This window comes from Streptomyces sp. NPDC047017, from assembly GCF_040644175.1.
Lineage (GTDB): Bacteria > Actinomycetota > Actinomycetes > Streptomycetales > Streptomycetaceae > Streptomyces.
Map to the genome: position 1 here is coordinate 68,575 of NZ_JBEYVW010000011.1, position 14,471 is coordinate 83,045.

At 75.4% G+C, this 14,471-nt stretch carries 6 protein-coding genes; all 6 read right to left on the reverse strand.

Annotation, left to right across the window (positions count from 1 at the left end; all coding sequences use genetic code 11):
- Positions 1–68 precede the first annotated feature (68 nt).
- Complete coding sequence (locus tag ABZ858_RS19770) at positions 69–6,707, reverse strand: amino acid adenylation domain-containing protein (protein ID WP_361379748.1); 6,639 nt, start codon at positions 6,705–6,707, stop codon at positions 69–71.
- A 117-nt stretch (positions 6,708–6,824) separates the two neighbouring features.
- A complete protein-coding gene (locus ABZ858_RS19775) occupies positions 6,825–8,009 on the reverse strand; it encodes a cytochrome P450 (protein ID WP_361379751.1) in 1,185 nt (394 codons plus the stop codon).
- A complete protein-coding gene (locus ABZ858_RS19780) occupies positions 8,006–9,625 on the reverse strand; it encodes an AMP-binding protein (RefSeq protein WP_361379754.1) in 1,620 nt (539 codons plus the stop codon). Before ABZ858_RS19780 ends, ABZ858_RS19775 begins: the two co-directional genes overlap by 4 nt.
- Positions 9,626–9,658: 33 nt before the next feature.
- Positions 9,659–10,903: a cytochrome P450 gene (locus ABZ858_RS19785; protein WP_361379757.1), complete on the reverse strand. Its 1,245-nt coding sequence runs from the start codon at positions 10,901–10,903 to the stop codon at positions 9,659–9,661.
- Positions 10,904–10,949: 46 nt separating this feature from the next.
- Positions 10,950–12,791: an asparagine synthase (glutamine-hydrolyzing) gene (gene asnB, locus ABZ858_RS19790; protein ID WP_361379760.1), complete on the reverse strand. Its 1,842-nt coding sequence runs from the start codon at positions 12,789–12,791 to the stop codon at positions 10,950–10,952.
- Between the two features lie 56 nt (positions 12,792–12,847).
- Positions 12,848–14,471, reverse strand: a 1,624-nt coding sequence (locus ABZ858_RS19795) for a methyltransferase (RefSeq protein ID WP_361379763.1), incomplete at its 5' end; no start/stop codon positions are given.

The following is a 14,471-nucleotide window of genomic DNA, read 5'->3' on the forward strand; positions in this document are numbered from 1 at the left end:
CGGCGAGAGCACGCACCAGACGCCGCGATGCCGTCCTCCGGGCGACGACGGGAATGTGACGGCAGGGCCTAGAGGACCCCTTCCTCCATGCCCGCCGGCCGGCCGGGCGCCGAGGTGTCCCCCGTGCGGGCGAGGTCCGCGAAGGCGCTGACGGTCGGGTGGGCGAAGAAGCGTCCCAGGGGCAGCCGTACGCGCAGTTCCCCGGCGGCTCGCTCGACGAGCCGGACCGCCTTGACGCTGTCGCCGCCCAGGGTGAAGAAGTTGTCCTCGGGCTCGCGTACCGCGACTCCGAGGACGCTCTCCCAGAGCCGCGCGACCGACTGCTCGACCGGGTCGAGTTCTCGGGCCGGCGCGTCCTCACCGGAACGCCGGTCCGAGGCCGCGGCCACAGCGGTGACGACTCCCCGGCGGTCCACCTTGCCGTTGGCGGTCAGCGGGAGCGACGGCAGCACGGCCAGCCGGCGCGGCACCATCGCGTCCGGCAGCCTCTCGGCCAGCCAGCGCGGCAGCGCCGCGGTGAGCGCCGTACCGTCGTACGTGCCGGCGGGGACGACAGCGGCCACGAGTTCGCGTGCGGCACCGGCGCCCGAGACAGCGACGGCGCAGCGGGTCACCCCCGGGTGCGCGGACAGGGCGGCCTCGATCTCCCCCAGCTCGATGCGGTGCCCGCGGACCTTCACCTGGTCGTCGGTGCGGCCGAGGAACTCCAGCACCCCGCCGGGCCGGTACCGGCCCCGGTCGCCGGTGCGGTACCAGCGGCGCCCGCCGGACGTGACGAAGCGCGCGGCGGTGAGATCCGGGGAGCCGCGGTAGCCACGGGCCAGTCCGGCTCCGCCGATCCACAGTTCGCCGGGCACCCAGTCGGGCCGGTCCTGGCCGCCGCGCGGATCGACGACCCGGTAGTTCTGGTTGCGCAGCGGCCTGCCGTACGGGATCGACGGCCAGCCCGGGAGCGGTCCCTCGACGTCGTGGGCGTTGGACCAGATCGCCGCCTCCGTGGCACCGCCCAGGCCGACGAGGCGGCAGGAGGGGAGCAGGGCGGACAGGCGGCCCGGCAGGTCGAGGCCGATCCAGTCGCCGGACAGCAGGGCCAGCCGCAGGGTGCCGGGCACCCGGCCGGGCTCGTGCTCGGCGACCGTCAGCAGCATGTCGAGCAGTGCCGGGACCGTGTTCCACAGCGTCACCCCGTGCCGGACGCAGAGGTCGGCCCACCGCTGGGCGTCGCGGCGTTCCTCCTCCGCGACGACGACCAGCGCGCCGCCGGCCGACAGCAGTCCGAAGACGTCGTACACCGAGAGGTCGAAGTCGAGGGCGGACACGGCCAGGACGCGGTCGTCCGCGCCTGCCCCGTAGCGGTCGTTGATGTCCTCGATGGTGTTGGCGGCGGCGCCGTGGGTGATCTCCACGCCCTTGGGGTCACCGGTGGACCCGGAGGTGAAGATGACGTACGCCGGCTGGTCCGGTGCGGCGACGGCCGGGGCGGTGACGGGCTCGTGGCGGTCGGCCTCGCCCAGGGGCAGGCAGAGGGCCGGCCAGTCGTCGGCGGTGTCCCCGGTCAGGGCCAGGCGGATGCCCGCTCCGGCGAGAACGCGGTCGCGGCGGACGCGTGGCTGGTCGACGCCGACGGGGACGTAGGCGGCTCCCGCGGCGAGAACGCCGAGGACCGCGGCGATCTGGTCCGGGCCCTTGGGCAGGCAGACGGCGACCGGTTCGCCCGGGGCCACGTCGTGCGCGGCCAGCAGGGCGGCGACGCGGCGGGCCCGCAGGGACAGCTCGCCGTAGGTCACGCACCGGTCCGGGCCGTCCATGAGCACCGCCGGGGCGTCCGGGCGGGCGGCGGCGTGGCGGAAGAAGGGCGCGTGCAGGCAGGTCTCCCGCCGGGGTGCGGCGGTGTCGTTGGCGCGGTCGCGCAGGGCACGCTGCGCCGGCGGCAGGGCGACCGGGCGGGGGGCGTTCCAGTCGGCCGCCAGCAGGGCGTGCAGGTGTGCCGTGTACGCCGAGAACATGGCGTCCAGGACACCTTCGGGGAACAGTTCCTCCACCGCGTCCCAGTGCAGGTCGACGACCGTTCCGTCGGGCGTGCGCCGCTCGACGGCCTGGTGGTCCAGCCACACCTGCGGGGTCTGGGTGATGCCGTACACCTGATCGGTGAAGACTCCGGCCTCGTCGTCGCCGGCGTCCAGGCCGAGGGCGCTGGTGAAGACGACCGGCATGGTCACGTCGGCCTGGCCGGTGCGGCGGGCGAGCCGGCGCAGCACCTGGACGGCGGACAGGCAGCGGTGGTCGAGGGCCTGCCACAGCTCGCGCTGGGTGCGGCGGGCGCCCGTCAGCCAGGTTTCGTCCGGGCGGTGCTCGTGGCCGACCAGGACCAGGGAGGTGAAGTCGCCCAGGACGCGGGCGATGTGCGGATGGGCCTCGCGCCGGTCGAACAGCGTCAGGTTGACGGTGAGATCCCGTTCGGAACTCCACAGGGAGAGCACCTCGCAGTACGCCGTCAGCAGGACGGCGGACGGGGTGACGCCGTGGGCGCGGGCGCGTTCCTCCAGCGCGCGGCGGGCGCCGGCGTCGAGGACCGCGGTGCGCCGCGCGAAGCGCGGCCGGGCGATCTCGGCCGGGTCACGGGCGAGCGGCAGCCGTGGTGCGGCGGGGAGGGTGTCGAGCCGCTTCTCCCAGTGGCGTTCGGCCGCCGCGAGTTCTTCCGGGTCCGCGCGGCCCGCGAGCACGTGGTCCCGGAAGGAGACGTCCACCGGCGGCAGTCCGGCCTCCGGGTCGGTGTACAGCGCGGACAGCTCGGAGTAGAAGGTGAGGATGCTCAGCGCGTCCAGGATGAGGTTGTCCATGCCGACGGCGAGTCGCGTGCGCTCGCCGTCGCGTACGGCGGCGACGCTGAACAGCGGCCACCGGCCGGGGTCGAAGACATGGTGCGACCAGGTGTCGCGCAGGGCGGCACGGTCCGCGTCGGGATCGGGTCCGGCGTCGCCGGCCCGGACGGTGAAGCGGGGCACGTCGGTCAGGACGCGCTGGTTGCCGTCGGCGTCGAAGACGGCGCGCAGCATCTCGTGCCGGGCGACGAGGCGGTTGACGGCCTCCTCCAGCCGTGCCACGTCGAGGCCCGGGATGTCGTACTCGCGGTAGAAGTGGCAGCCGACCCCGCCCAGGGGGAATTCCTCGCCGCGCCCGAGCCAGTAGGCGAGCTGGACGTCGGTGGGCGGGAAGGGGTCGTGCCGGTGCTCGGGGTCGGGCGCGGGCGGCGGGGGGAGGGGCCGGGCCGGGCCCAGGTGGAGGGTGTCGGCGAAGTCGGCCAGGACCGGGTGGGCGAACAGGGCGCTGAGGGCGGCCCCCTGGGCGCCTTCCGCGCGGAGCCGGGTGAGGAGCCGGGTGGCCACCAGTGAGTCGCCGCCCAGGGCGAAGAAGTCGTCGGTGCGGCCGGGGCCCGTCCCGGACATGCGCAGGACGTCCTTCCAGAGGGCGGCGACGAGTCGTTCGGCCTCGGTGCGGGGCGGTTCGTGGCGCTGTGGCGCGGCCCGCCCCGTGCCGGAGGCGGCCAGTTCGCTCACGCGAGCGGCGACGGCGGCGCGGTCGGTCTTGCCGTTGCGCGTCAGGGGAAGCGAGGTGAGCACCACGGTGGCGTCGGGGACCATGGGGGGCGGCAGGAGGGCGCCGAGGTGTTCCTTCAGGTGCGCGGGCGACGGCAGCCGTCCGGGGGCCGGGACGACGGCAGCCGCCGGCCGGTGGTTCGGCAGCAGCACCGCGACGGCCTTGGCCACTTCGGGGTGGGTCGTCAACGCCGCCTCGATCTCCCCCAGTTCGACGCGGTGCCCGCGCACCTTGACCTGGTGATCGGTGCGGCCGAGGAAGTCCAGGGTGCCGTCGGGACGGTAGCGGGCGCGGTCCCCGGTCCGGTACCAGCGCAGGCCGTCGTGGTCGACGAAGCGTTCGGCGGTGCGGCCGGGGTCGCCGCGGTAGCCGCGGGCCACTCCCCCGCCGCCGATCCACAGCTCGCCCGGCACCCAGTCCGGGCGGTCCCGGCCCAGCGCGTCCACGACCCGGCAGCGGACGCCGGTGAGCGGCCGGCCGTAGGGGACGATGCCCCAGTCGCCGGGGACGGGGAGGACGACGTCCTGCCAGGTGGAGTGGATGGCCGTCTCGGTGGTGCCGCCGAGCCCGGCGAAACGGCAGTCGGGCGCCTGGCGGGCGAGACGTCCGGCGAGGTCCGCGGTGACGCGGTCGCCGCCCAGCAGGACCGCCCTCAGCGGCAGCGGCCGGGGCGCGGCGCCCGCGGCCCCCGCTTCGGCCTCGGCGACGGTGAGCAGCATGTCGAGCAGGGCGGGCACGCAGTTCAGGACGGTCGCCCGGTGCGTGTGCGCCAGGCGCAGCCACGCGTCGGCGTCACGGCGTTCGGGCTCCTGTACGCAGACCACGGCTCCGCCGGTGCTCAGCGGGGCGAACAGGTCGAAGACGGAGAGGTCGAACTCCAGCGCGGACAGCGCCAGGGTGCGGTCGGCGGGGCCGAGTCCGAGGCGTTCCCGGAGGTCGGCCACGGTACACATCGCGGCCGTGTGCGTGACTTCGACCCCCTTCGGTTCGCCCGTCGAGCCGGAGGTGTACAGAACGTAGGCGAGGTCGCCGGGTGCGCCCGGCACCGGAGCGGGCAGCGGTTGGGCGGTGAGGGCCGTGTCCAGGCGGTCCAGGAGGAGGCGGGCGCCCGCGGCCTCCAGGACGCGGGTGCGGCGTGCGGGCGGCTGGTCGACGGCGACGGGGAGGTAGGCGGCGCCTGCCGCGAGGACGCCGAGGACGGCGACGGCCTGGTCGGGGCCCTTGGGCAGGCTCACGGCGACCAGATCGCCGGGGCGCACGCCGTGAGCGTGCAGGTGGCCGGCGACGGCGAGGGCACGGGCGGCGAGGTCGCCGTAGGTGTGCTGCCCGGCGGCGTCCCCCCACAGGAGCGCGGGGGCGTCCGGGGTCGTGGCGGCGTGGTGGAAGAACTCGTCGTGCAGGCGCGGTCCGCCGCCGGGCGGGCGGCCCGTGCCGTTCACGGCCTGCCGGGTCTGCCGCTGCCCGGCGGGCAGCAGGTCACCCACCGGGGCCGTCCAGGCGCGTTCGTCGTCGGTGAGCCGGTCCAGGAGGGTGGTGTACGCGTGGAACATGGCGTCCAGGACACCGGAGGCGAACGCGGCTTCGCGGGCGTCCCAGTTGACCAGCAGTCCGCCGTCGAGTTCGGTGATCTGGGCGTCGAGCCAGACCTGCGGGCCCTGCGAGATGATCCACACCGGCTCGCCGAAGGCGCGGGTGACCGTTGCGGGGAAGAGCGGGCCGAGGCCGAGGGCGCTGGTGTGGACCACGGGGGCGAGGGTCTGGGCGCCGCGGTGGCGGCCGAGGTCGCGCAGTACCTCCACGCCGGAGTGCCGGGCGTGCGCGGCGTCGGCGTGGAACTGTTCCTGGAGCCGGCCGGCCCGGCCGGCGAAGCCACCCGGTGTGGTTCCGTCCCAGGCCAGCAGGACCGAGGAGGTGAAGTCGCCCACCAGGTCGTCGATGTCCGGGTGCAGCGGTTCACGGTCGAACAGGGGGAGGTTGAGCAGGAAGGAGGGCTCGGTGCTCCAGGCGGTGAGGACCTCTGCGAAGACGGCGGTGAGCGCGAGCGCGGGGGTCAGTCCGTGGGCCCGGGCCCGTGCTCCGAAGGCGGCGGTCCGCTCGGGGCCGAGGACGCGGTGCCTGCGGATGACGGTCGTGGCGTCGGCGTCGTGTCCGGCGGCGGGCAGCTCCGGCGCCCCGGGCAGGGTGTCGAGGCGGTCGCGCCACCAGGCGCGGTCCTCTGCGTGCGCGGCACGGCCGGGGCCGGCGCGGTGGGACGCGCGGTCGGACAGATAGCGGCGGAAGGAGTATCCGGGCTTGGCGCGCGGCAGTTCGCCGCCCGCGCTGTAGGCGGCGGCGAGGTCGGCGAGCAGTACGCGCAGGCTGAGCGCGTCGGCGGCGATCATGTCGAGGTTGACGTGGGTGCGGGTACGGCCGTCCGGCAGCAGAGTGAGCCGGACGTCGAAGACCTCGCCCGAGCCGATGTCCAGCGTGCGGTGGGAGAGCGCGGCGCGGATGCGGTCGAGCGCGGCCTCGGCGGTCTCGGGGTTCTCGGGGTTCTCGTGGCGCAGGTCGGTGACGTGCAGGCCGGGCCAGGGTGCGGTGTCCAGGACTTCCTGGGTGCCGTCGTCGAGGACGCGGACCCGGAGCATGTCGTGGCGGGCGAGGACGGAACGTACCGCTGCCTGGAGCCGGTCGGGGTCCACTCCGGTGCCGTCGAACTCGTGGTAGAAGTGCGCGGCCACGCCTCCCAGTCGTTGGCCCGGGGAGCGTCCGGCCCAGTAGGCGTGCTGCATCAGGGCCAGCGGGAAGGGGCCCGCCGCCGTGTCGTCGGCCTCGGGCGCGGTGACGGGCTCCGGGGCGGTGCGGGTGTCCGTGCCCGGTCGTGCGAGCAGGGCGTGCCAGGCGGCGGGTGTCGGGGCGGCGGCGAGGGCGCCGAAGGTGATGTCGGCGCCGGCGCGGCGCCAGCGGGCCGCCAGCTTCATCAGGGTGATGGAGTCCAGGCCGAGCGCGATGAGGTTGTCGTCGTCGCGGACGGCCCCGGGCGGCAGGTCGAGGACGGCTGCGAGCCGGGTGCGCAGGGCCTCCTGATCCGTCGTCTCGGCGGTGGCCGGGTCGGTGGGGTCGGTCAGCACGGGTCTTCCTTCTGTCTGGCGGGGGTACGGGGCAGGCCCGGCGGGGACGGCCGCCGGGCCGGTGTCCGTGGTGGCCCGGTGGTACGGGCGGAGGGGGTTACGGTGGGCCGGCCGGTGTCACCAGCGCACCGGCAGGGTGGCCGGGCCGCGGAGGAAGGCGGCCGACTTCCACGTCGCGTCGCCGGCCGTACGCAGACCGGGCAGCAGCCGGGCCAGCGCGGTCAGTCCCTCCTGGAGTTCGACCCGGGCCAGCGCGGCGCCGGCGCAGTGGTGGATGCCGTGGCCGAAGGCGAGGTGTCCGGAGGTGTCGCGGCCGGGATCGAGGACGTCGGGGCGGGGGAAGCGCAGCGCGTCGCGGTTGGCGGCGCCGATCGCCACGAGTACGGGCTCGCCCGCGCGCACCTTGGCCCCGCCCACCTCGACGTCCTCCAGGGCGTAGCGCGGCAGTGAGGCGGACGCCGCCAGGGGGACGTAGCGCAGCAGTTCCTCCACCCAGTCGCGGGCGCGTTCGGGCCGGTCGGCCAGTTCGGCGAGGGCACCGGGGCGCTGGGTGAGCAGGACCCAGGTGAAGTTGGCGAACTGGGATGCGGTGGTCTCGTAGCCGCCGAGCAGGATCGCGACGCACAGTTCGACGAGTTCTTCCGCCAAGGCCCGGTCGTCCGGGGCCTCCTCGTCGCGGGCCCGCAGCAGCGCGGTCATCAGGTCGTCGGCGGGCTCGGCGCGCCGGCGGTCGAGCAGGTCGCCCATGTACGCCTTGAGCGCGGCGGTGGCGGCCATGAAGTCCTGCGGGGTCGCCCCGCTGGTGGACAGGACGGTGTCGCTCCAGCCGCGGAAGCGGTCCCGGTCCTCGGCGGGGACGCCGAGGAGTTCGCAGATGACCGCGATCGGCACGGGCAGCGCGACGTGTTCCATCAGGTCGGCGGGGGACCCTTCGGCGATCATCCGCCGGACGGCGTCCTCGGTGATCTCGCGGACGCGGGGGCGCAGCGCCTCCGCCCGGCGGGCGGTGAAGGCGCGGGCGGCCGGGCGGCGCAGCCGGGTGTGGTCGGGCGGGTCGGTGGCGACCAGGCCGATGGGGCTGACCGGGGTGGTGCGCGGCGCGTCCCGGTGGGCGTCGGCGCGGGAGAAGCGGGCGTCGGCGAGCACGGCACGGGCGTCGTGGTGGCGGGTGACGAGCCACGCCGGTTCGCCGTAGGGCAGTCGGACGCGCAGCAGGCCGGGGGTGCGCTGGGCGACGCGGTAGGCGTCGGCGAGGTCCAGGCCGTCCGCGGTGTCGAACGGGTACGGGGCAGGGGTGGTCACAGGGCCTCCGCGACGGTGTCGAGCGTGCGGGCCAGGGCGCCTCGGTCGACCTTGCCCGCGCCGGTGCGGGGGAAGCTGTCGAGGGTGCGGACCCGGTCGGGGTGCTTGAAGGCGGCGACGCCGCGGGCGGTGAGGTGTCCGACGAGGTCGCGCCGGGTGGGTGCCTGGCCGCGGGGGACGACGAAGGCGCAGGTGCGTTCGCCCATGTCGGGGTCGGCGTAGCCGACCAGGGCCACGTCGTGCACCCGGGGGTGGGCGAGGAGGTGGTTCTCGACCTCCTCGACCGGGACCTTGTCGCCGCCCCGGTTGATGACGTCCTTCAGCCGGCCTTCCACCACGAGGTTGCCGCCGGGCAGCCGGCGTACCAGGTCGCCCGAGCGGTAGAAGCCGTCGGGGGTGAAGGCGGTGGCGTTGTGCCGTTCGGCGCGGAAGTAGCCGCGCAGGGTGTAGGGGCCGCGCGTCCACAGTTCGCCGGTCTCGCCGTCGGGGACGTCGGTGCCGTCGGGGGCGACCACGCGGACCTCGTCGGCGGCGGAGAGGGGGCGGCCCTGGGTGGTGCACACGGTCTCGTCGGGGTCGTCGAGGCGGGTGAGGTTCAGCAGGCCCTCGGCCATGCCGTAGACCTGTTGCAGGCCGCAGCCGAGGACCGGGCGTATCCGCCGGGCGGTCTCCTCCTTGAGCCGGGCGCCGCCCACTTGGAGGAGGGTGAGGCTGGTGAGGTCGGGGGCGAGGAGTTCGGCGGCGTCCAGCCAGGCGAGGACGAGCGGGGGGACGAGGGCGACGGTGGTGACGCGTTCGCGGGCGATGAGGCCGAAGGCGGTGTCCGGGTCCGGTGCGGGGGCCAGCACGGTGGTGCCGCCGGTGTGCAGGGTGCCCAGGAGGCCGGGGCAGGCCAGGGCGAAGTTGTGGGCGGCGGGCAGGGCGAGCAGGGTGATGGTGTGCGCGTCGAGTCCGGCGACGCGGGCGCCGGCCCGCAGGTTGTAGGCGTAGTCGTCGTGGGTGCGCGGGATCAGCTTGGGCAGGCCGGTGGTGCCGCCGGAGAGCAGGAGCACGGCGACGTCCTGGGGGCGCGCGTCGTCGGGGGTGCCCGGGTCCGGCTCGGCGGACGTGAGCGTGTCGAAGGGCGTGCCGGGCGCGCCGGAGCCGGTGGTGAAGACGTGGCGGACGGTGTGCGCGGCGGTGCGCACCGCCCGGGCGAGCCGGGCCTGTTCCGGGTCGCCGCCCTCCATGACGCAGGCAGCGGCGCCGGACAGGCGGGCGAGGTGGACGAGTTCGCTCTCCCGGTGGGCGGGCAGGGCGAGCACCGGGACGACGCCGGCGCGGAAGCAGCCGAACAGCGTCAGGACGAAGGGCAGGCCGTTGGGGAGGTGGACCAGGAGGCGGTTGCCGGGTTTGAGGCCGTGGGCGCGCAGCCCGGCCGCCACCCGGTCGGCGGCCCGGTCGAGTTCGGCGTAGCTCAGGCGCCGTCCGTCCGTCACCACGGCGATGTGTCCGGGCGTGCGGCGGGCACTGTCGCGCAGGACGGAGCCGAGGGTGGTGCCGGTCCAGTGGCCCTCGGCGCGGTAGCGGGCGGCGGCCGGTTCGGGCCAGGGGGTGAATCCGTCGAGCAGGGGCACGATGGGTCCTCGATGGGTGGTCAGGCGGGCGGGTCAGCCGACGGCGGGGGTCAGGCGCAGGGGAAGCGCCTCCAGGCCGTGCATGGCGGTGGAGAAGCGCCAGCGCAGCGTGGATTCGTCCACGGCCAGTTCGAGGCCGGGGAAGCGGGCGAGGAGCCGGCTGAAGGCGATCTCCCCTTCCAGGCGGGCGAGGGCCGCGCCGACGCAGTAGTGGATGCCGTGGCCGAAGGCGAGGTGGCCGCCGGCCGGGCGGGTGATGTCGAGCCGGTCGGGATCGGTGAACCGGCCGTCGCGGTTGGCGGCGAGCCAGGACACCATCACGAAGTGGCCCGCGGGGACGGTGACGCCGCCGAGTTCGACGTCCTCGGTGGCGTAGCGCGGGCTGGAGAGGTTGTTGGGGGTCTCGTAGCGCAGGAACTCCTCCACCGCCTGCGGCATCAGCTCGGGGCGTGCCTTGAGCAGGGCGAGCTGTCCGGGGTGGCGCAGCAGGGCGAGCACGCCGCTGCTGATGAGGTTGACGGTGGTCTCGAAGCCACCGGTGAGCAGTACGACGGCGGTGGCGGTCAGCTCGTCGCGGGAGAGGCGGTCGCCGCCGTCGCCGGCGTGGACGAGGCGGGTGAGCAGGTCCTCGCCGGGGTCGCGCCGCTTGGCCTCGACGAGGTCGCCGAGGTAGGCCGCCATGTGCGTCGAGGCGGCGCCGATCTCCTCGGGGGTGACGGCGGCGACCATGGTGTGCGTCCAGGCGGTGAACCGGTCGCGGTCCTCGAAGGGGATGCCGAGGACTTCGCAGATGACGCGGATGGGCAGGGGCAGGGCGTAGTCGGCGAGGAGTTCGCTGTGCGGGCCCGTTTTCTCCATGGCGTCGAGGAGTTCGTCGGCGATGGCCTCGATCCGCGGGCGCAGCGGGGCGACGGCGCCGGGGGTGAACACCTTGGTGATCAGGGAGCGCAGCCGGGTGTGGTCCGGCGGGTCGAGGTTGAGGAGGTTCTTGGCCAGTTCGGGGGCGAAGTGACTCTCGGTGTCCTCGCCGCCGCCCAGGCGCAGCCGCTCCAGCCGGTCGTAGACGCCGTCGCTGCTGAAGCGGGGGTCGGTGACGGCGGTGCGGGCCTCTTCGTGGCCGCTGACCAGCCAGACGGGGAAGCCGCCGGGCAGTACCACGAAGCGGACGGGGGAGGCGGCGCGCAGGCCGGCGGCGACGGTGTGGGCGTCCTGGATGAAGTCTTCGCCGAGCGGGAGCGGGACGGTGGGGGTCTGGGCGGTGGGGAGCGGGGCGGTCACTGGGGTCCTCCGGTGGGGTGGTACGGGCGGGCGGGGGCGAGGGGGGTCACGGCAGGTCCAGTTCGGGGCGGTACAGGTCGGCCCACACGTGGAAGTCGAGGAGGCGTTCGAGGCCGGTGCGCGGGGCGCCGGTCACGGTGGCCGGGTCGGCGGCGGCGGTGCGCCGCGCCCAGGCGGGGTCGAAGACGGCGAACACGGGGTGACCGGGGTCGGCGAGGACCTGGCGGGTCTGCTCCTGGAGGGCGGCCGCGTAGGCCGTGTCCTGGGTGGAGGGGTAGGGACTCTTGACGCGCTCGGTGACGGAGGCGGGCAGCAGGTGGGCGACGGCCTGCCGCAGCAGGCCCTTCTCCCGCCCGTCGAGGGTCTTCAGCGCCCAGGGCGTGTTGTAGACGTAGGAGACCAGACGGTGGTCGGCGAACGGGACGCGGACCTCCAGACCGGCCGCCATGGACATGCGGTCCTTGCGGTCGAGCATGGCCCGCACGAGCCGGGTGATGTGCAGGTGGCTGCTGGTGCGCATCCGGCGTTCGAAGAGGTCTTCGCCGGGCAGGTGTTCGACCTTGGCGACAGCCGTCGCGTACTCGTCGGCGACGTAGGCGCCGATGTCGAGGGCGGCGCGCAGTCCGGGGCGGAGCGGCTCGGTGCGGTCGGCGGTGTAGGTGTTCTGGAACGCCAGCCAGGGGAAAGTGTCGGCGTCGCGGGCGGCCGGGTGGTGGAACCAGACGTATCCGCCGAAGAGTTCGTCGGCGAACTCGCCCGACAGGGCGACGGTGGACTGCTCCCGGATGGCGCGGAACAGCAGCAGCATGGAGCTGTCGATGTCACCGAGCCCGATGGGCATGTCCCTGGCGGCCACCACCGCGCGCCGCAGTGCCGGGTCGGTGAGCGCGCGGGAGTCGAGGACCACGTCGTGGTGGTCCGCGCCGACGTGGGCGGCGACCTCCCGGACGAACGGGGCGTCGGGGGTGTCGCGGAACTCGTCGGGCCGGAAGTTCTCCTCGTAGCCGGCGAAGTCCACGGAGAAGGTGCGCGGCTTCTCGCCCGCGGCCCGCTGGTGCCGGGCGGCGAGCGCGGTGACGGCGCTGGAGTCGAGGCCGCCGGAGAGCAGCACGCACTGGGGGACGTCGGAGACCAGCTGCTCGGGCACGATGTCGCCGAGGAGGGCGGCGACCCGCTCGACGCTCGTCGCGGCGTCGTCGGTGTGTTCGGTGGTCTCCAGCCGCCAGTAGGTGTGCTCCCGTATCCCGGCGCGGTCGACGGTGAGCACGGTGCCGGGCTCGACCTCGTACAGGTCCTTCCACAGCGACCAGCCGGGCGCCTTGGTGAAGCCGACGAGTTCGCGCAGGCAGGAGGTGTCGACGCGGCGCGGGAAGGCCGGATTGGCGAGCACGGCCTTCGGCTCGGAGCCGAACAGGAGGCCGTCGGGGGTGCGGTGGTAGTAGAGGGGCTTGACGCCCATGCGGTCGCGGACGAGGACCATGCGCTGCCGGCGCTCGTCCCACAGGGCGAAGGCGTACATGCCGGTGAGGCGCTCGGCGACGGCCTCCCCCCACTCCAGGTAGCCGCGCAGCACGGTCTCGGTGTCGCTGCGGGTGGTGAACCGGTGGCCGCGGCGGCGGAGTTCGGCGCGCAGCTCCGGGTGGTTGTAGACCTCGCCGGAGTAGGCGAGGGTGACGTGGCCCTCGGGGGTGTCCGCCGTCATCGGCTGGGCGCCGCCCGGCAGGTCGATGACGGCGAGGCGCCGGTGGCCCAGGGCCGCGTGCCGGTACAGGCGCACACCGCTCGCGTCGGGGCCGCGGTCGGCGAGGGTGGCCGTCATGGCGTCGACCGTGTCGCCCCGCTGGGTGAGGTTCTGGTCGAACGCCACCCAGCCGGTGATTCCGCACATGGGTGTTCCTCGGTTTCGTGTCGGGCCGGCCGCCGCGAAGGGCGGCGGCCGGTGGTTCAGGTGAGGGAGCGGCGGGCCGCGAGGACGCGGTGGCCCAGCGGGTGGAGCGGGTGGCCGTCGGCGGGCAGGTCGGCGACGGGGAGGAGGCCGGCGCCGTCGAGGACGGTCCGCCACTGGGCGTGGGTCAGGAAGCTGGTCCCGGTGGCCGCGCGGGCGTCGCGGGGGGCCGGCAGCAGGAAGCCCTGCGAGGCGAGCACCCAGTACTCCTCCCGGGTGGGTTCGGTGAGCACCAGCAGGCCGCCCGGCGTGAGCAGCCGGGCCAGTGAGCGCACGGAGAGGTCGGTGTCGACCGCCGCGTTGAGGACCCCGCCGGCCACCACCACGTCGAAGGACCCGGCAGCGTGGCCTTGTCCCGCGGGGTCCTGGTCGACGTCCAGCAGGCCGTAGCGCAGGCGGTCGCCGAACCGGGCGCAGGCGTGGTCGAGGAAGAACGGCGACACGTCGGTGAACAGGTACTCCACGGGCGGGCCCGGGAGCCGTTCCACCTCCGGCAGGACCACTTCGGTGGTCGTCGCCGTGCCGCCCCCCGCCTCAAGGACGCGCCGGGCGCCTGCGGTGCCGCGCAGGTGCCCGGTGACCAGCGCGGCGGCGGCGTAATGCTGGTAGCGGGCGGTGGCGCTCTCCCGGTACAGCGAACGGGCGGTGTCCGTCTCCCCGCGCGGGAAGAGCAGCTCGGCGGCGGACCGCTCGGCCCGCAGCAGGGCGAGGAGTTCGCCCGCCGAGGCGCGGGCGTAGCGGACGGTCGCGTCGGAGCCGTGGGCGTCCCGCCAGCGCCGCCGGGCCGCTCGCCACACCGCGTCCAGGTCGGCGTACGCCTCCGTGCCCGCCGCACGGCTCAGGGCACCGGAGGTGTCCGCGACGAGCAGTTCCTCGTCGGTCAGTACGGTCAGCCAGCGGTGCAGCAGGCGCTGGTGATCCGGGGCGGGCCGCACCGCGGCGGTGATCTGCTCCGGGGTGTGGCGGTCGCCGGGGCGGGTGTGGCAGCCGGCCCGCTGGAGCGTGTGCAGCATGCTGTGCAGGGCGGCCCTGGCCACCTCGTGGGCGGCCTCGACCGAGGCGTGCAGGTCGAGTCCGCGCAGGGCCGCGTCGGCCGCCGCGGCGGCCGTGTCCGCGAGGCTCCCGGTGGCGGGCCGGCTCCCGCCGGGGCGCGGTGCCGCCTGTTCCAGCACCGGTCCCAGGGCCTGCCAGGCCGTGCTGTCCTCCGGCCCGGCGCCCGGTTCGGCACACAGGACGCGGGTGAGCGCGGACAGGTCGGTCAGCGCGGCGGTGGGCGCGGCCGGCAGGGCGCGCACCGACGCGAGGGGCAGCACCGCCTCGGTGGCCGCCGTCCGTTCGAGTACGGCCAGCAGCCGGGCGGGCGGGGTGGCGGCGGGGACCGCCGTGACGCGGCCGCGGCGTGACCAGGTGTCGAGCGCCGCCGCGGCGCCCGCCGGGTCACCGGTCAGGACCAGCGTGTGCGGCGGCGTTCCCGCGCCGGGTGCCGGCTCTGGCCGTACGACGGCCGGCGCGTCGTCCGGCGTCTCGGCCGGCGTCTCGGCCGGCGTCTCGGCCGGCGTCTCGGCCGGCGTCTCGGCCGGCGTCTCGGCCGGCGTCTCGGCCGGCGTCTCGGCCGGCGTCTCG